The sequence below is a fragment of the Pseudomonas sp. GW823-FHT02C05 genome (assembly GCF_058797595.1).
On record NZ_JBXAJU010000001.1, the window covers coordinates 1,134,101 to 1,153,373 of the forward strand.

Consider the following 19,273-nt stretch of genomic DNA (forward strand, 5'->3'; position numbering starts at 1 on the left):
TAGTAACCTCTGAAGACATCCCCAATGCTGATAGTCGGATGCCCCTTGTGTTGCGCCGTCCCTTGGTGGACGAGGGTCGGCCTTGGGGCAAGAAGGACACCCAGGAAACTGGCCAGCGTCAAGACGGCCAGTAGAAAACCAAATCGGCGCATATGATCCTCCAGCAATTTTTATGATTGTTGTCGTCGGGTTCGATCCAAGAGGCCTGTAACCGCGCGGTCATGCCTCTTTCGCGGCGCCGTGCTCGCGAGCGAACACCTGGGTGGTGGCCGCGATGTTCTGATCGCCATAGCCCAATGATTCTGCGCGTTGCACGACCTGACACACGGCGTCCAACACCGGCGTCCAGGCACGTTGTGCATGCATGGATTCAGCAATGTGCGCAAACACGCCCGCATGCACATCAAGCCTCGCCTGATCGCCCGCGTAATCCTGCACTTCGAGCCGGCGTACCGCTTCCTCGAGTGCATCAGCGATGAAAAAGGGTGACGTGTCGAGCAGGAGCCGGGCTGTTCTCGAAACAGGCGTGCCAAACCGATTGCTTGCGCCCACGGCCTAGAAAAATACAACCATCGCGGCAAATGCATGAGCGTGGAACACGGTTGCAAAGGCGAATGCTTGTTCCCAGGGAAGGAATACCGTATGGCCGGCGAGTACTTCAAGTAGCGCCCGATGCTGCTCGAAGGCCTCAGATACGCTTGCGCCATGATTGTCCCCATCGCCCCGAGTCCGACTACGGACACATCAAAGTCGGAGCAGGTTTCATTTTGTTCGTCCACAGTCAAACCCTCATGATGAGTGCCTCACGTGATCCATGACGTTATCCGCATCGCCAACGGGTGCAGTCTGTGCGTCGCCCGCAGGTGAGAAGCTGGCGTGCGCCATGTGTACCGACACATGGCGCCCGACAGAACCCTGCAGCTACTGGCTCAGCGCTGCCGCGACCGACTCGCCGAACGCTTTCAAGCCTTCCTCGAGCTGCTCGGTCGGCGTGTTCACGGGTGGCATCAGCTTGATGATCTCGCCGTTCGGCCCGCAGCGGTCCACCAGCACTCCCGCCTGCAGCACGCGCTGTTGGGCATCCTTGGCCAATGCCACGTTGCCACGGCCGAAATCGATACCGGCGATCATGCCGCGGCAGCGCGCGGAAGCGACCCCTGGAATCTCGGCGTAGCCTGCGATCGCGCGCTCCATGGCCGCGCAGTTGGCGGCCAGCAACGTCAGGAACTGCTCGTCGCGCCAATAGCCAAGGGCGATCTGGGCGGTAAGGAACGCCAACTGGTTGCCGCGGAACGTGCCGATGTGATCGCCTGGTTCCCAGACGTCCAGCCCGGCACCGATCAATACGATCGCCATGGGCAAGCCATAGCCACCGATCGATTTGGCGCAGGTGATCAGGTCAGGGACCACCCCGGAGCGCTCGAAACCGAAGAAATCACCGGTACGGCCGCAGCCGGCCTGGATCTCGTCGCAGATGAGCAGCACCCCGTGGGCACGGGTCCATTGGCGCAAGGCCTGCAGCCACTGGTTGGAGGCGGGGTAGACGCCGGCCTGGATCTGCACCGACTCGACGATCACCGCCGCCGGCAGCTGCGAACCACTGCCTTGGTCGTTGGCCATGCGCTGGAGGAAACCAATGCTGTCGAATTCGCCGTAAGGGCTGTTTTCGTACGGCACGAACACCACATCGCTGGACAGCCCGGGACCTCGACGATTGCGGTTTCCGGTGACCGCCAGGGCCCCGGCGGTCATACCGTGGTAAGCACCGTAGAACGATACGACTTTGGTGCGGCCCGTCGCCTTGCGCGCCAGCTTCAACGCGGCCTCGACGGCATCGGCACCGGTCGGGCCGGTGAATTGAACCTTGTAGTCCCAGCCGCGCGGCGCGAACAGGTCACGCTCGATCGACTCCAGGAACCGCCGCTTGGTACTGGTGTGCAGGTCCAGAGCGTGGGTCACGCCATTGGCCGAAAGGTATTCAATCAACGCATCGCGCATGCGCGGATCGTTGTGCCCATAGTTCAAGGCGCCGGCGCCGGCGAAGAAGTCCAGGTAGTCGCGACCGTCTTCGGCGTGGATCTTGCTGCCTTGGGCGGTATCGAAAACCAGGGGCAGGTCACGACAGTACATCCGCACGTTGGATTCGAGTCTTTCAAACGTCTCGATAGTATTCATACATAGCCTCTTGGCTGTATCTGGGCGAGGGGCAGGGCTGCGAGCCCTGGTCTTTAAGGCGCGTGACTTCACTTAGTGCTTGAACATCACATGTCGCACCACGGTGTAGTCTTCCAGGCCGTACATGGAGAGGTCCTTGCCGTACCCGGACAGCTTCACGCCGCCGTGGGGCATTTCGCTCACCAGCATGAAATGGGTGTTGATCCAGGTGCAGCCATACTGCAGGCGAGCGGCCAGTCGATGGGCTCGACCGACATCCGAGGTCCACACCGACGAGGCCAGGCCGTAGTCAGACTCGTTGGCCCATGCCAGGGCCTGCGCTTCATCTTCAAACTCCGAAACGGTCACCACCGGGCCAAAGATTTCGCGGCGCACCACCTCGTCATCCTGCCTGGCGCCGGCCAAGACCGTTGGCTCGTAGAAGAAGCCCGCGCCCGGTACCGGTTTGCCGCCTGTGACAACCTCGATGTGCGCGAGCGCCTTGGCGCGCTTTACAAAACCCTCGACACGTTCGAAATGCTCCTGGGTGATCAGGGGCCCCATCTGCGTCGCCGGATCATCCTGAAGCCCGCATTTGATGCGGGACACCGACTCCCCGAGTTTGCGAACGAACTGCGCATAGACCGTCTTCTGTACATAGATGCGACACGCAGCGGTACAGTCCTGCCCGGCGTTGTAGAAGCCGAAGGCGCTGATACCTTCGACAGCGGCATCGATGTCGGCATCCTCGAAGATCAGCACAGGTGCTTTGCCGCCCAGTTCCATGTGCATGCGTTTCACGCTGTCGGCCGTGCTTTCGATGATGCGGCTGCCGGTACGAATGGAACCGGTGAGCGATACCATCCGCACCTGAGGATGGCTGGTCAGTGGTTCCCCCACCGAAGCGCCTCGCCCGTGGACGATATTGACCACGCCAGCAGGCAAGATATCGGCGAGCAGCTCTCCCAGTTTCAACGTGGTCAACGGGGTGTGTTCCGAGGGCTTTAGTACCACCGTGTTCCCGGCGGCCAACGCGGGCGCGAGTTTCCAGGCCGCCATCATCAACGGATAGTTCCATGGCGCAATGGACGCAACCACGCCCACCGGATCGCGACGGATCATCGATGTATGCCCCGGCAGGTATTCGCCCGCCGCCGAACCTTGCAGGCAACGAACGGCGCCGGCAAAGAAGCGGAACACGTCCGAGACGGCCGGAAGCTCATCCTGCAGCACGGCCGCGAAGGGCTTGCCGCAGTTGTCCGCCTCAAGGCGAGCGAACACTTGCGCCTGCGCGTCGATTCGATCGGCAAGCTTGAGCAACAGCGCCGCACGATCTTTGGGGGGCGTTTGTGACCACGCCTCATAAGCCGCGCTTGCGCTCTGGACCGCGGCGTGAACTTGAGAGCTGCTAGCCTCGGTGGTTTGCACCAGGACGCTGCCCAGGGAGGGGTTGTAAACGGCCAGGCTTTCGCCTTCGCCAGCCACGAGGACACCATTGATCAGAAGGTTGGTTTGCATATCGATTCTCGCCATTGCACGGCAAGCCCAGGGGCTTGCCTTGTGGTTATTGTCAGAGCGTTCGATTGAAGGGCGATCGCTACACCAGGGCATCCGCTACAGGGCTGCGGAAGAAGCCGGTACGGCAGGTGAGATAAACGGCGCCTATGCCAAGCCAGCCACAGCCCATGATCAGTGCGTCCTTATCCAGGCTGGCGAGCATCCAGCCGGCCGTGATCAGGCCAATGAGCGGGAAGATCACGCCTCGAAAAAATCCGGCGCCATCTCTGACGCGTGCATCGAAGGTGAGCCGCAAAGCGCAAAGATTGACCGCAGTAAAGGCGAGAAAGGCGCCGAAGTTCACCAGGGACGTCGCGGTGGCGATCGTCAGTCCAAAACCTACAGTGCCGAAGGCACCGCAGAGCAGGATGTTGAAGGCGGGCGTCTTGTAGCGTGGGTGCAACGCGCCGAACAACGTGCGGGGCAGTTGGTTATCCCGACCGAGGGCATACAGCAGTCGACCCACGCTCGCCTGGAAGGACATGCCCGCGGCGAAGTGGGCGATGATGATGCCGGCCAATACGATCGCGAAGAACAGATCCCCGCCGATCATCCGGGCGATCTCGAATGCCGCGCCATCCACATTCACGAACTCGGGGGAGGGATGCACCAGGTACATGAAGTACGAGGAGCCGACGTACACCGTTCCACCGATCACGGCGACCAGCAGAATGGCGCGTGGAATCGTCCGGCTCGGATCCCTGGTTTCCTCACTGAGCGTGGACAACGCGTCGAAGCCCAGAAAGGAATAGGCAGCAATGGCAGCACCGGCCATGGTCGTGGCGAACGGCACTTCCTGGTTGAAGAACGGTTTGGCCGATAGCAGCCCGCCAGGGCCGTTGGCAAGAGTGATGTAATGCCAGCAGAGACCGATGAACACGGCGATGATGGCAAGTTGCACCAGCATCAACAGGACGTTGAAGCGGTTCGCCACCTGGATGCCCAGGATATTGAGCAGCGTCGTGCTCATAATGAAGCCCAGGATCCATACCCACTGCGGCACATCGGGAAAAGCCATGTTGAGATAGCTGGCGCCGAGTAGCCAGATCAGCATCGGAATGAAGAAGTAGTCGAGCAGGGCGGCCCAGCCCACCATGAACCCGACATTCGCATTCAACATCTTGCGGGTATAGGTGTAGGCCGAACCGGCTGCCGGGAACACCCTGACCAGGCGACCGTAGCTCAAGGCGGTGAAAATGACGCCGATCGCCGCGATCCCATAGGACATTGCCGTGGTGTTCTGGCTTGCTTGCGAAATGACGCCATAGGTGCCGAAGACGATCAACGGGGCAAGGAAGGCCAACCCGAAAAGCACAACGGAAAACGGGCCGAGGGTGCGCTTCAAAGAAGCGCTCGGGATTGATTCGCTCATGACTGACACCCCCTCACTCTACGAAGCTGTAAGCAGCGGCGATGATTTCGCGGTAGGTCTGCACTGTCATTTCCTTGGCATTGCTGGGGTCGGAAAAGTTCTTCTTCGACTTTTCCGCAATCGCCTGGAAGTCTTCTTCGCGCACCCCCTTGACCTCGGCGAAGCGTGGAATACCCAGGTCTTTGCTCATCTGGAACAAGTGGTCGACCGCAGCCGTGGCGGCATCGACAGGCGAAAGGCGGGGGTCGATTCCCAGCGCGTAGGCAACCTGAGCATGCCGTGCAATATCGGCATCTCGATTGTGACCGAAGACGAAGGGCAGGAAGATCGCGTTGCCCACGCCATGGGGGGTGTCGTACATGCCCCCGATGGCTTCGGAAATGCAATGCACACTGCCTACATCGGCGTTACCGAATGCCATGCCGGCAATCAAGCTGGCGATCAGCATCTGCTCGCGAGCTTCCAGGTTGCCCGGCTCTCTTACCGCAGGCTTGAGGTGCTGGCTGATAAGGCGAATGGCATGCAGCGCCAGGGCGTCACTGATCGGGTTCGAGACGCGACAGGTAAAGGCTTCGATGGCATGGGTCAGAGCATCCATGCCGGTTGCGGCGGCAACTGCCGGCGGTAGTGTGGCGGTAATGTGCGAGTCGAGCAGGGCGAGCACCGGGCCGATTCGATAATCCAGCACGTTCATTTTGAAATGCCGTGCGGTGTCGGTAATTACCGAGAAACACGTCACCTCGCTACCAGTGCCCGAAGTGGTCGGGATCGCCACGATTGGCGGTATCGCCTGCTTGAGTGTGAATGAGCCCTCGTAATCCTCGATCCTGCCTTCATGGGTGAGAAGCAGACTGATGGCTTTGGCTGCATCCATGGCGCTGCCGCCGCCCACGGCCAGGAGACCGTCGATTCCCTTGCCCCGGTACCTCTGCGCCGCTTGGTTGATATCTTCGCTGCGAGGGTTTGCCTTGATGTCCGAGAGTTCATCGAATGAAATTCCGGATTTTTCCAGGCTGGCATAGATGCTGGACAACAGACCTGCGGCCTTAACTCCGGCGTCCGTCACAATCAGAATGCGTTTCAAACCGAGCTCATGCAGATGTTCGCCAGTGCGCTCACACAGGCCTGGCGCCATCACAACTTTGGTGGGGAGTAAGAACTTGAATTCCATACATACCTCTTGCCTTTGCGGCTTAGTTGTCATTGTTAAAAGGGCAGTGAAGGAGCATCCGCGCCAGGCTCTGGTTGCAGCCCAAGCGTGCGATGTGTGGCTCGACGGTTCCGAACAAGCCGTTTTTGTTGTTAGTTCTGTTCAAACTTGAACACGGCACTACGCTGCAACTGGGCAGGTTCAAGTTTCATTGTGTAAAAAGAGGGGCGATAAACAGCACGCCCCTAAAAGTGAGCATTGGTTTCTAGCCTAAATGTCCTGCCAAGAGAGACAGCAGCGTGCCCGACAGGCAGGACGGAAAGTCATGTCCCATCCCCGGTAGCAGCACTAAGTGAGCCCCGGGGATCGCTGCGGCCGTGGCGAAGCCTCCGCTCGTGGCAACCATGAGGTCTTTATCGCCATGGATGACAAGCGTGGGACAGCGAATTTTCCGCAGATCTTGAGTGCGGTCGCCCGAGTTGATGATGGCGCCAATCTGCCTGACAACTCCAAGGTTGCCTGCTTCTCCCCCCCCGCGGTCCCAAGCCTCCCTGGCATAATTACGCAGGGCTTGTTCATTCCACTCAAGCCTCGACCCTATGAGACGCATGATGTCTACATAGTCGCGAACACTTTCCTGTTGATTTCTCGGGGGGCGGCGCAGCGTCTGCAAGATCGCCCTGAGCGAGGGTTGGCCTACTCGTAGTGAGCCCGTCGTCGAGAAAATAGAGGTGAGGGTCTCTATGCGTTCAGGGAAGCGGGCGGCCAGGATCTGGGCGATCATGCCTCCCATCGACATCCCGACTACACCCACCTTCTGTAGTTGCAAGCCGTCCATGAGACCGATCACATCATTGGCCATGTCACCCAGGTCGTAACCCGGCGTCGGCTTGCGGAAGAACTGCTGCATGACCGTGGGCGGCGTGACCTGGGTATAGAAAGACCGCCCCGAATCCCGATTGTCCAGCGTGATGACACGCAAGCCCATTTCCACCAAACCACTGATGATCGGCTGCGGCCAGTAGGTCAATTGCAATCCGAGGCCCACGACGAGAATGACCGCCGGGGCTGTTTCAGATCCGTAGCTTCGATAGCAGAGGAGGCGCTTGTCGGGCAACTCAAAGAACCGATCGGCACTCATTGCCCACTACCCTGTGCCTGCAGTTCGGCGCCGTGGTGCAGTGGGGCAGCGGTGACTGAGGTGAACGTGAGACAGTTCTCTGCAACCTTTCCACGGCGCAACAACTTCACATCGCGAAAGTAGTCCATCGACATGACCCACGGTTCGCTGGGGCCTTGGCGGGGCATGCCATCCAGAGCGCGTTGTACGTATCCAGCGCCAAAGTCCAGCAGGGGGCGAGTTTCAACGCCATCTGGCGCTTTGGGCTCGCACACGTTGTAGCCCTGTTCGTCCATGAAACCCAGCAAGCGACAAAAATGATCGCACAGCAGGCACACTTTCAGCGTCCAGGAGGAGTTGGTGTAACCCACGGCAAAAGCAAAATTGGGAACACCGGACAACATCGTGCCTTTGTAGGCCAGGGTCTCGTTCAGTACTACTGGTACGCCGTCTTTGTGCAGGGTAATGCCACCGAAGAGCTGAACATTCAGCCCGGTAGCGGTGATGATGATATCGGCCTTCAACTCCTTGCCAGATTTGAGCAAAACCCCCGACTTGGTAAACCGCTCGATATGGTCGGTGACGACAGAGGCTTTACCCGCACTGATCGCCTTGAACAAATCCCCCTCAGGAACGGAGCACAATCGCTGGTCCCAGGGGTTGTAGGGCGGGTTGAAATGCACATCGACAGGGTAGTCCTTGGGCAACTCTTTCTTGGTCAGCCATAGGAGCAGCTTGCGCGCAAGTTTGGGGAAGCGTTGACAGAATCCCCAGAAAGCCAGAGTGATCTTGGCGTTCTTGTAGCGGACCAGCGAGTAGGCTGTTTGTGCCGGCAAGACCTTGCGCAGAAATGCCGCAATGGAGTCAGTTGCAGGCTGATTGATGATGTAGGACGGGGTGCGTTGCAGCATGGTGATACTGGCAACTTTGTCAGCCATGGCCGGAATCAAGGTGACTGCCGTTGCTCCGCTGCCAATCACGATGACATGCTTATCCCTGTAATCCAGATACTCCGGCCAGTGTTGCGGATGAATGATCTCCCCCTTGAACTGCTCTGTGCCTTCAAAGCGCGGGGTGAATCCTTCGTCATAACGATAGTAGCCGCCCGCGCTGAACAACCAGCGGCATTCAATGGTGCGGGGCTCTCTCGTATTCCCGTCCATGACCGTGACCGTCCAGAGTCCTTTCTGGCTATCCCAGTTCGCGGATACAACCTTCTGCCGGTACTGGATGGTTTTCTCCAGCCGATATTCCTCGATGGTTTCGTTCAGGTACTCAAGGATGTCAGCCGCGTCGGCCAACGATTTGTCTTTGGTCCAGGGCTTGAAGTCGAAACCGAAAGTAAACAGGTCGGAATCAGAGCGAATGCCGGGATAACGGAACAAGTCCCATGTACCGCCCGCTCGCTCACGTGACTCCAGGATGGCAAAAGTTTTGTGAGGCTGGTCGCGCCGCAAGTAAACCGCTGCGCCGATACCCGATACACCTGCTCCGATGATCAAAACATCCAGAGGCTCAACCGGAAGTACAGTGTGGGAAGACATGTCGCCCCCTAGTATTGTGTTATAGAGTCTTGTTCTTTTGACTTGATCGCCCGACCAAGATAGAGCCAGCCGTTTTTCCGGGCAAGGTGCAAAACGCCCTTCATTCAGGGAGATTTTGAGCGTTTTGCACACCCGTATAGGGGCGTTGCGCAAATGTGGCGTTTCTGCCGCTGATTAAAAGGGCGGTTCCTAGGTAGCGCCGCGCCTGCCCCTTATTTGGAGGCAGAACAAACGCCCGTGCTCCATAAGGGAGGGCTTTGGGCCTTTCTTTCTCTTTGGCGGCCAGACCCGGCACGCCCAGGTCGGGGGCGCGGCACCTAAGCGCAGAGCGGCTTAAAAGGAGCGATGCGCGCGCCAAGTTTGCTGCGCGGCGATAAGACTCGTGGGCTTGAAGAAAGAAACCGCAGGTTGATGGGAGCGGGTGGAAGCCCGGCAAGGCAGTGTTGGAAATGCACTGCCTTGAGGCGTCGAAGAGGGGATGTTGAACTTCGATTCAATAACTGGCGACCAGTAGTCTTACAGCGCGGCAGGCGGCTTCTGTCTCGGCCTCCAAGCGCTCCAAATCTCCGTGGGCTGACCATGCGAGCAGCAATCCGTCAAACAAGCTGATGAGTAAGCGGCTGACGGTGGTCAGCTCGGTCTTGTTCAGTGCAGGAAACGCAACGGCCGAAATGTTCTGCTCAACAGCTTCGATAGACACGGCATAGATCTTGGCCGCCATTGCTGGATTGTTACGCAGATTCCAGAAAAACAGCTCGAACTGGGTGGTGGCCAAGTCCGGGTGGGCAGTGAACCAATTGACCAGCTGACGCAAGATTTCCGCGGCGCATTCTGCTGCACCTGCTCCTGTCGGCATGGGGGCCAACGACCGTTGCGGCATGTTTATCAGGGACTCGTAAACGGCGTAGAACAGATCGTCCTTTGTATGAAATACATAGTGCAGCGAAGCAAGCGGCGACTTCGCTTGAGCCGCTATACGCCGGGTGGTTGCATTGGCTACGCCGTGCTCGGCAATCACCTTGACGGTGGCTTCAATGAAGTCTTGTTTGCGCTGTTCAGCGCCCATCCGAGCCATGTAGACCATCTCCTTTCACGGTGTTGACGCCAGTCACCTGGCTAGGCGTCCAAAAGCGTGGATGCTAACGCATGGTTGCTTTGCAATCCATGAGTCGACATCAATGGCCATCAGACCGTCGCGTCGCCCACCCGAGTGGTGCCTGAATTGCGCACTCAACACCAATAGATACTGCCCAATCGCCCAGTGCAATGTGGTGATTCGAAACAAACTTACATTGCAAGTGGGTCGTGAGGTATCACATCCGCTCAAACTTCACTGAGCGCAAGCGTTGATTTTCATTGCTTGAGGCGGCCTAGCCAAAAGCGGCACACAAACTGCTTGTGATCATTGGACTTGGTCAATTGATCAGATCAACAGACCCAATCTGACTGAAAGCGTGGACACTCCCGTCACCCAGAACTCAGAGGCGAGCTGAAGAGCATCCAGCCCCATTAACCCAACGCCCGTGTTCATGGGCGCTTTGCCTGGCAATGAATGGGACCGGTTGAAGCTCGAGCGCAGACTGTTCAGTAGCTCGGTAGATCATGAAGCAGGAGATGTACATGCAGGCACAAAAACTATCGACAGTAAGCTGCGACACGCCGATCGAGCGGGTGGCGGAAATGCTCAGGCGGGATGGCGCAATCGTTATTTCCAACTTTGTCTCGCGAGAAACGCGGGGGTGCCTCGCTGAAGAGCTTGAGCCCTATTTGAGTGCAACGCCTTGTGGTGTGGATCCTTACTTTGCAGGCACGCAGACTCCACGTGTGGCACGCATTATCTCGCGAAGCGAGCCCCGCAAGAGCTGCTTGCCATGCCGTCATTCAGCGCTGCAGGTAAAGGGTTTTAAGCCTTTCAAATCGATGATGTCGGAATGCCTCACGGCCTGAAGGGTGATCGGCGTTACGTCGAGGCTTGCGGACTCTGTGCCGAATTTCATCCCAGGGATAACCAGCGACGCCAATCACTTCACACGTTCGCGACCGTTCACTTTCTTGGCGGGGGTTGTCGTGTTCGATGGAGTGTGCGGACACGCTACACAATTGACTGAGTGCAAGTAGGAGTGAAGCAAATGAAAGCTTCGAGTACAGGAGCCTGCAACGGTTCTGAAACGCTGAGATTTCGTAGTCTTGGTGGATGGGTGGAGCGGCCAGTCGACCTGCAGCCGGAACTCAACGGCCATGAGCATGCCGATGTGGTTGTGGTCGGAGGGGGTTTTGCTGGTATCTCAACGGCACTTGAGCTGACGGCTCTGGGGGCGAAAGTCATTGTCCTGGAGCAAGAGTTCGCCGGCTTCGGCGCCAGCGGGCGCAATGCGGGCTATCTGCTTGGCAGCATGGGCATCGAATGCGACATGTTCGTCAAGCGCGTCGGCTTGGAGCAGGCCAAAAAATTTGTCAGCTTCTACGACGAGGCTGTCACTTACGTCGAAGCACGCTTGGCTGAGTTGGCTATTGATTGTGATTACACCCCCTCCGGGGTCATCAGGGCTGCTGTCCATGCGAGCCAGGAAAAACGGCTGCGCGCCAATATGGAGCTCGGTCATGAATTAGGCTCTGTAACCCGCTTTGTGGATAGCGCCGAAATGCGGGCGCGAGGAATTCCTGCTGCATTTTTGTTTGGCAGCGAGCAGCGCGGTGGCACCTTGAATCCAGGGAAGTACATCAGTGGCCTACGACGTGCAGCCATCCAGGCAGGCGTAAAACTATACGAGCGCACGCCATTGCTTTCTTTCAGTGAAGGACAGGTCATTACCTGCAAGACCGCGCAGGGAAGTGCAACCGCACCGGTGATGGTGCTGGCAACCAATGCCTATACGCCTCAGTTGGGTGTGTTGCGTAACAAGGTTGCGCCCATTCGGGTTTCAGCAATAGAAACCCAGCCTCTGTCAAAGGAGCAACTGGCGTCCTTGGGTTGGGAAGGGCGGGAAGGAATCATCACGCCGCACTACACGATGGAAAGCCACCGCCTGACGGCTCACGGCACTATGGTGCTGACGGTCAAAGAGTTGGGCTATGCCTATGGTTCAAAGACGCCCAATGTGCCTGACAACAAGGCCTATGCGGCCCTGGTCCGGGTGCTGCGGGAACGCCATCCCTCCTTATCTGGCCTGGGTATCCAGCATTGTTGGAGCGGTTACGTCAGCGGGGCTTATGACTTTCTACCGGTCATCGGCACTATGGGGGCGAAAAACAATATTTTCTATTCGGCCGGCTGTTCGGGCCACGGTCTTGCCACTCAATCGCTTATGGGCACGCTTTTGGCCAGCCAAATCAACGGTGAAGAGGCTCCTCTGCTGACCAGCCTGCACCACAAAACGCCCTCGATGCTGCCCGAACCATTTCAATGGTGCGCAATAAAGTCCGCATTTGCAGCAGCCCGACTGCTGGATTCATGGACAGATAAAAAAGTGCGCAAAGATAACGCCTGGAAGCGCTGAGTCCAATAAGAAGGATGTTAATAGTGCGACGCCCTTGCACTCAAGAGCGCAAGGAAACTTCATAGACAAGACATTATTTATAAAGGGGCGCATATCGTGGAGTTCAGAGATTTATTTGCACTGGTTTCATGTGTTGTTCTTGTGCTTTGCGGGCTCTGTTATGGCGCGGCGTTTATCAGGCGAAATAACTATTTGCTTGGGTTGGAGTATTTGATTGTTGGTATTTCAGCTACAAACTTTACAACATTCATAGCTACGGGCTGGCAAGCCAACTACAACGTTGCAATTTTCCTGGATGCTTTTTCAAGAGGAGTCGGGGTTCCTGTTATTGGAACACTCGGGCTGATGGCGGTGACGCATAACTACAAATTATCCCTGTCGAAAGATGTGGTCATCTTTGTGGCTGGATTTGCGGCGACCGCTGGCTATTTTCTGTCTGGAAACATGAAGGAGTTGCTCCCTTACTTCTATGTAATCATGTGGTCACTCTACACGTTATACCTATGCTACTTTACTTGGCGTTTAGCACGTGCTGGAGAGTCTTTCCATGCGCTGGCTACGATGCTTGGCGGAGCAGCGGGGCTTGCCGTGGCACTTCGATACGATTTTTTTCCGATTCCAGGCGATGAGACAAAATTGATCTTCATGACATTTGCCTTTCTGACATGGTCATACTCAATTGTGCAGTTGTATTACGCCTATCACGCATTGAAATACTCGCAAAAGGGGCATTCTTGTTCGCCCCTTGAATGTCGCTGAAATAAGACAAGGGCCAGGCTTTATTGTTTAAGCGCTTGTCTACTGTTTCAAACACTATCGTTTTTCTTGATGAGCAATTGACTACTCCATGGCGGGCCACGGCCTGCCTTTTTACCGCCCTCTAGGGCGGTTTTTTTTTGAGAGTTTATATTCAGCCCCTACACCCGCGCGAAATTCATTGACAGAAAACTTCAATGGTTTTTGGGGTGCCCGCATGTTGTCAAGGCTTGATTGGTCTGTGCGCTGAGGGGCGGAGAGTTGCGGCATAAAATATTGGTCTTGGCAGGTTTTAGTGCATAGGCCTAACTAGGGCACTGCCTCTGATGCTCCAAGAACAAGCACTTATTGGTAACACCTGTTTCCTTATTTCCCATTATAGGGCAGGGGTGTTGCTCGCCCTATTCTTAGCTAATTCATAACCCTATGTTTTTTATAGATAAATAATTTTTACCAGATTCTGGCCTGTGGTTTGCTTGATGGTCATTCGACATGGTCAATTGATCATGTCATTTGACCATATCTGTGGCAGAGCCCCACGCTTTCGCAAGGAGGGGGGCCGTCACCGATCAAAGCCCTTTGCTTGAGGATCCTCCAATGAAAGATGTAACTGAACGGCTGGAATGTGAAGTATCCGCCCGCCGTGTGATCAGGCAGTTGCTCGTGTCTATTGCGGCATCGACCGTGATTTTTTCGGTTCAGGCTGCAAGCCTGGAACCTGAAGCACTGGGTTCGAAACTGACACCTCTGGGAGGGGAGATTGCGGCCAGCACAGACGGGGAGATTCCGGCCTGGACGCCGCCTGGTCAGCAGGGGGCGGGATGGAGTTACGGCCAGGTACGCGGGGAATATTGGAAGTTCAAGGGCGACAAGCCTCTTTACAGTATCGATTCGAATAATGTCGCGCAGTATGCAAGCAAGCTATCGCCAGGACAGCTTGAACTGTTCAAGAAGATCCCTGGCTATCGCATGGATGTCTATCCGACTCGTCGCACCTGTGGTGTTCCAGACTTCGTGGCAGAAAATACCAAGCAGAATGTTGGCTTCGCCAAGCTCGATGCTTCTGGTGTCGCCCTGGAAGAAGCCCATGTTCCAGGCATCCCGTTCCCCATACCCAGCACGGGCGCCGAGGTCATGTGGAACATGAAGATGCGCTATCGCGGCGTCGGAGTTGAACTTCCCCGAAGTATTTCCGGTATTTCGCCCCGCAAGGGCGGAGAGTGGTTGCGCCAGTCGACGGATACGGCCTTCTTCACACCCTGGGGTAAAAAGGGCAGTGCGCTGTTCTCATCCGTCGGACGCCTGGAAAATGCCACCTATTTCAGTTTCCAGGAGCCGGCAGCGTTAGCCGGGCAGGCCGGCGTGCAGACAGCAGTGGCTGGCGAGCAGGCGACGAGCTTCTATTACTTCCCAGGGCAGCGTCGCGTGCGACGCATGCCGTCCTACTCCTATGACGCTCCGCAGATTGGCCTGGACAATCAGTACACCGTCGACGAGGCAAACGTCTTCTTCGGGGCCATGGACCGCTTCGACTGGAAACTGGTTGGCAAGCAGGAATTGCTGGTGCCTTACAACGTCTTTGGCGCCTACAACACTTCCGCCAAAGCAGAGGAATTTGCGGGCAACGACTCGCTGGCGCCGCAGGCGCGTCGCTATGAGCTGCATCGCGTTTGGGTGGTGGAGGCCAATGTGCGCCAAGGCATGCGCCATCAGGCGCCCAAGCGTCTTTTCTATATCGACGAGGATAGCTGGAACGCTTTGGTGGCAGTTGACTTTGACAAGCAAGGGCATATCTGGAAGGTGCGTGAAGGACTCTCGATTCCTGTCTATGAGACGGGCGCTTGCGACGTGGAAGCCCAGGTTCAGTACAACCTTGCCGACAGCCGTTATCTCTTCGACATGACCACGATCGGGGCGGGCAAGAACGATATTCGCTGGATCACCGAAGACAATGGCAACCCCCGCCTGAAGCGTGATTTCTTCACCTCCGACAACCTGCGAGCCATCAGCGAACGCTAAAAGAACGACGTCAGATCGAGAGCCCACATGAAAAAAATAATTACCAAAGCGTCAGGCCTTGTCATCGCGTGCGCAACCCCACTGGCAATGGGATTCACTTTTGAAAACGACACTCTTCATGGTTCCTTCGACTCCACGATCACCGCTGGCATGGGCGTGCGTACGGAGTCGCGCAGCTGCAGCCTGATCAACCAAGGCGCCAGCGGACACAACGCGCCATCGGGCTGCTTGGCGCAGAGCTCGGGCGTGGCCGATCAGGGCGATTTGAACTACGACCGTGGCGACCTGTTTACCAACTACCTCAAGGGGACGCATGAGCTGTTGTTGAAGATGCCCGAAGACGTCACCTTCATGGCGCGCGGCAGTTGGATCCGGGATTTTGCCGCAACCGATACCACCGGTACCCGTTCATTCAACACCCCTGAGGGCGTCGGCAGCGACGGCCTTAGCGACGCTGCACGTGACGACCTCAAATTCAAGGCCCGATTGCTTGATCTATGGGTGAGCAAAGGCTTCGACGTGGGAGACCAGCGCGTCCGGGCTCGCTTGGGCAATCAAGTGATCAACTGGGGGGAAAGCCTTTTCGTGGCGGGAGGCATCAACAACACCAATGCCTACGACTATCAAGCCTTGGCGCGTCCCGGTGTCCAGCTCAAAGAGGCCGTGCTGCCGGCGCCAATGCTCAGTGTCGCCTCGGGCCTGGGCCATGGCCTGAATATCGAGGCTTACTATCAGTTCGGTTGGAACAAGAGTGAGTTACCACCGGTGGGCAGCTACTGGTCTATGAACAGTGCCCTGGGCAAGGGTATGGGGGTCTACGGTTTCTCCGACAAGAACGCCCGCGATAGTGGCCAATGGGGTCTTTCGTTGCGTTGGCAGCCGGAGGACAGTGACGTCAACTACGGACTGTACGTGATGCGTTATCACGACAAGACACCTTCCTTGAGCGTGGCACTCCTCGACCCGAATACCTTCGCGGCATCACCGACCTGGAGGTACCAGGAAGACCGGATGCTGTATGGCATCAGCGCCAACATGCCGATCGGCGACTGGGCTGTCGGAACGGAGCTTTCGTACCGCCCCAAAGATTCCGTGCCGCTCAATCCTGTCCTCGACCTGTGCCAGAACAACGGTGGCAAATGCTGGAAGGACGAAAAAAAATTCCAATGGCATCTGACAGGTCTGTACAGCTTCACGCCGTCCAATTCTCCGGAGCTTCTTGAGTTCGCCGGCGCCAGCACCGGCACCTTGTTGACCGAGTTGGTAGTGATCAAATATCCGGGGCTGCACGACGAGGTGAACGGCGAGCCGATCGCCGCGGGCCTGAATACCTGGCAACTGGACCCGGCGACACCGCCAAAGGCCCATGGCGACAAGACCTCGTCAGGCATCAACATGGACCTGAGCCTGACCTATGACGGCACGTTGCTCCCGGGCTGGCAGGTCACCCCAGGGATCTTCTACTCGCGGTCGCTGGGAGGGCGCACACCGAATCTCACCGCCACCTTCACGCAAGACGCCAGCAGCATGAACCTCTACCTGAACTTCGTGCGCAATCCGGCCAGTTGGCAGATTTCCCTCAATTACGCGAAGTTCATGGGCGGCGAGACACCCTACGATCAGCTGTACCGTGACCGAGATTATGTCGGCCTTGCCATCTCCCGTACCTTGTGAGGCTTGCCGTGAACGGTTCCGTAAAACTACCTGAAGTACGAACGCGCGGCATGCTGTCATGTGTCGAAGGCATCTTGTTCGGACACCGCCGGCTAGTGCTGGCGAGTCTGGCCGTTTTCACCTTGGTCATGGCGTGGTTCGCCGTGCAACTGCGCATGGATGCCGGCTTCGAAAAGCAATTGCCGATAGGTCACGAGTACATCAAGACATTCGAGGCATACCGCAATGATCTGCTGGGAGCCAATCGGCTGACTATCGTGGTCAGGGCCCGCAAGGGTGATATCTGGAGCGCTCCGGGGCTCAAGCGCCTTTATGACGTAACCCAGGCGGTGACTTTTCTCCCCGGTGTGTCTCGCAGCAGTGTGCGTTCGCTGTGGACGCCCAATGCCTTCGTCAACGAAATTACCGAGGAGGGCTTTCGTGCGGATCCATTGGTACCGGGAACGGTTACACCCGAGCACCTGGACGATGACATCATTGCAAGGATCGCCAGTTCCAGTGCTCAAGGTGGCTTTATCGGCACCCTGGTTTCTCGCGACCAAACGGGCGCGATGATCACCGCGGAGCTCAATGAGTTCGACGCCGGCGGCGCGCACCTGGATTATGTTGCCTTCAACCATGTCCTGGAGAAAGAGATCCGTCAGCAGTTCGAGGATGGTGATTTCGAAATCCAGATCATTGGCTTCGCCAAGCAGATCGGCGACATCGCCGACGGCGCATCGGCGGTGCTGGAGTTCTGCCTGTTGGCACTCTTGCTGACGGCAGGGGCGGTCTATTGGTACTGTCACTCGCTGCGTTTTACAGCGCTTGCGCTGGTCTGTTCGCTGGCTTCGCTGGTGTGGCAATTCGGTAGCCTGCGCCTGCTGGGCTACGGCCTGGATCCGCTCGCTGTTCTGGTGCCTTTCCTGGTGTTCGCCATCGGCGTTTCCCACGGTGTGCAGCAAATCAACTTCATCGTTCGTGAAATTGCGCTCGGCAAGAGTGCCGAAGAGGCGGCGCGCTCGAGTTTCACCGGCTTGCTGATTCCCGGCACCCTGGCACTGGTCACGGCGCTGGTGTCCTTTGTGACCCTGCTCCTGATCCCCATTCCCATGGTGCGGGAGCTGGCCATCACGGCATCGCTCGGCGTGGCTTTCAAAATCATCACCAATCTACTGATGTTGCCTTTGGTGGCGTCCGTGCTGCGGGTCGACGACAAATACGCCAGCGCGCAGGAGATCTCCCGGCAGCGCCGGACCCGCTGGCTGCGCGGCCTGAGTCGGCTCGCCGAGTGGCGCAATGCACAGTGGGTACTGGGGATTGCTTTGAGCGTTTTCCTGGTGGCGATCTGGCAAAGCCATGACCGGGTCGTGGGCACACTGCAGGCCGGTGCGCCAGAGTTGCGCGAAGACTCGCGTTTCAATCGTGATGCCGTCTCCATTGCCAGTAACTACGACATCGGCCTGGACTGGTTGAGCGTGGTATTCGAAGCCAATCGAGACTCCTCCAGCGAAGCAAGCCAGGTTGGCTGCGAGGATGTCGCCCTGGGCCAATACCAGGATCGTTTCGTCTGGGCCATGCAGGGGGTGCCCGGGGTACTGTCGGTCGCTTCCTTTTCCTCCTACATGCGCCAGTACAACGAGGGGTACAACGAAGGTAATCCGAAGATGGGCGCGGTTCCCATTGACCCGGTGAACTACGCTGCGCTGGCCACCGAAGTTGCGCGGACGCCCGGACTCATGCGTTCAGACTGCAGCATGTCAGCGGTTCACTTGTATCTGGCAGATCACAAGGCCAGCACGATCAACCGGGTGGTGGACGCTGCCAAGGCGTTCAGAAGCGCGTTTCCGATGCACGGCGTGGTGATTCGCCTCGCTTCAGGCAACGCTGGGGTCCTGGCCGCCATCAACGAAGAGGTGGAGAAAAGCGAAACCCCCATGCTGCTGTATGTCTACGCCGCCATCGCCTTGCTGGTGTTCGTTGTCTATCGCGACTGGCGAGCGGTATTGGTGTGCTGCCTACCCCTGACCATCGGCACCTTCATCGGTTACTGGTTCATGAAGGAGTTGCAGATCGGCCTGACCATCGCCACCTTGCCGGTGATGGTGCTTGCAGTGGGGATCGGCGTCGATTATGCCTTCTACATCTACAACCGCCTGCAACTTCACCAAGCCAATGGCCAGCCCATCACCAAGGCAGTCGAGCACGCACTGCTAGAAGTGGGCATTGCGACCATCTTTACCGCGATAACCCTGGCCATCGGTGTCGCCACCTGGGCATTTTCCGAGCTCAAGTTTCAGGCCGACATGGGCAAGCTGCTCGCCTTCATGTTCATCGTCAATATGGTGATGGCCATGACCGTGTTACCGGCCTTTGCGGTCTGGCTGGAGCGGGTATTTCCCCGTAGGCGCCCCGTGCGCATGATCGGCGCGCTGGTGCACTGAGGAGAGA

14 protein-coding genes are annotated in these 19,273 nt (G+C 57.5%); 6 read left to right on the plus strand and 8 right to left on the minus strand.

All coding sequences use genetic code 11. The features are described 5' to 3' along the window. Positions 1-219: 219 nt before the first annotated feature. The 8 genes from AC1RGE_RS05200 to AC1RGE_RS05235 all read right to left on the minus strand — a co-directional run bounded on the left by AC1RGE_RS05200 (position 220) and on the right by AC1RGE_RS05235 (position 9,972). On the minus strand, positions 220-552 hold the full coding sequence (locus AC1RGE_RS05200; RefSeq protein ID WP_492583567.1) for an imine reductase family protein: 333 nt from the start codon (positions 550-552) through the stop codon (positions 220-222). Positions 553-921: 369 nt separating this feature from the next. Next, on the minus strand, positions 922-2,175 hold the full coding sequence (locus tag AC1RGE_RS05205; RefSeq protein ID WP_492583569.1) for a diaminobutyrate--2-oxoglutarate transaminase: 1,254 nt from the start codon (positions 2,173-2,175) through the stop codon (positions 922-924). A gap of 72 nt (positions 2,176-2,247) precedes the next feature. Continuing rightward, positions 2,248-3,672 carry a gamma-aminobutyraldehyde dehydrogenase gene (locus tag AC1RGE_RS05210; RefSeq protein ID WP_492583571.1) on the minus strand — a complete coding sequence of 475 codons (1,425 nt, stop codon included), beginning with the start codon at positions 3,670-3,672 and terminating at the stop codon, positions 2,248-2,250. 79 nt (positions 3,673-3,751) lie between these two features. Next, positions 3,752-5,083, minus strand: a complete 1,332-nt coding sequence (locus AC1RGE_RS05215; RefSeq protein WP_492583573.1) for an APC family permease — start codon at positions 5,081-5,083, stop codon at positions 3,752-3,754. Between the two features lie 13 nt (positions 5,084-5,096). Beyond that, a complete protein-coding gene (locus AC1RGE_RS05220) occupies positions 5,097-6,254 on the minus strand; it encodes an iron-containing alcohol dehydrogenase (RefSeq protein ID WP_492583575.1) in 1,158 nt (385 codons plus the stop codon). Positions 6,255-6,498: 244 nt separating this feature from the next. After that, on the minus strand, positions 6,499-7,374 hold the full coding sequence (locus tag AC1RGE_RS05225; RefSeq protein WP_492583577.1) for an alpha/beta fold hydrolase: 876 nt from the start codon (positions 7,372-7,374) through the stop codon (positions 6,499-6,501). After that, on the minus strand, positions 7,371-8,897 hold the full coding sequence (locus tag AC1RGE_RS05230; RefSeq protein WP_492583579.1) for a flavin-containing monooxygenase: 1,527 nt from the start codon (positions 8,895-8,897) through the stop codon (positions 7,371-7,373). Before AC1RGE_RS05230 ends, AC1RGE_RS05225 begins: the two co-directional genes overlap by 4 nt. A 493-nt stretch (positions 8,898-9,390) precedes the next feature. Further along, the gene (locus AC1RGE_RS05235) at positions 9,391-9,972 is read right to left on the minus strand and encodes a TetR/AcrR family transcriptional regulator (RefSeq protein WP_492583581.1); all 582 of its coding nucleotides are present in this window, start codon (positions 9,970-9,972) and stop codon (positions 9,391-9,393) included. Positions 9,973-10,517: 545 nt separating this feature from the next. On the opposite strand from AC1RGE_RS05235, the gene AC1RGE_RS05240 reads away from it, so the two are divergent. From AC1RGE_RS05240 to AC1RGE_RS05265, 6 genes are all read left to right on the plus strand, one after another. Continuing rightward, a complete protein-coding gene (locus AC1RGE_RS05240) occupies positions 10,518-10,844 on the plus strand; it encodes a hypothetical protein (protein ID WP_492583583.1) in 327 nt (108 codons plus the stop codon). 182 nt (positions 10,845-11,026) lie between these two features. Next, on the plus strand, positions 11,027-12,394 hold the full coding sequence (locus AC1RGE_RS05245; protein ID WP_047286503.1) for an NAD(P)/FAD-dependent oxidoreductase: 1,368 nt from the start codon (positions 11,027-11,029) through the stop codon (positions 12,392-12,394). A gap of 96 nt (positions 12,395-12,490) precedes the next feature. Continuing rightward, positions 12,491-13,153, plus strand: coding sequence for a hypothetical protein (locus tag AC1RGE_RS05250; protein ID WP_492583585.1), 663 nt, complete (start codon positions 12,491-12,493; stop codon positions 13,151-13,153). 594 nt (positions 13,154-13,747) lie between these two features. After that, complete coding sequence (locus AC1RGE_RS05255; RefSeq protein ID WP_492583587.1) at positions 13,748-15,169, plus strand: DUF1329 domain-containing protein; 1,422 nt, start codon at positions 13,748-13,750, stop codon at positions 15,167-15,169. 27 nt (positions 15,170-15,196) lie between these two features. Continuing rightward, a complete protein-coding gene (locus AC1RGE_RS05260) occupies positions 15,197-16,843 on the plus strand; it encodes a DUF1302 domain-containing protein (protein ID WP_492583589.1) in 1,647 nt (548 codons plus the stop codon). Positions 16,844-16,893: 50 nt separating this feature from the next. Next, positions 16,894-19,266, plus strand: coding sequence for an efflux RND transporter permease subunit (locus AC1RGE_RS05265; RefSeq protein WP_492584246.1), 2,373 nt, complete (start codon positions 16,894-16,896; stop codon positions 19,264-19,266). Positions 19,267-19,273: the final 7 nt, after the last annotated feature.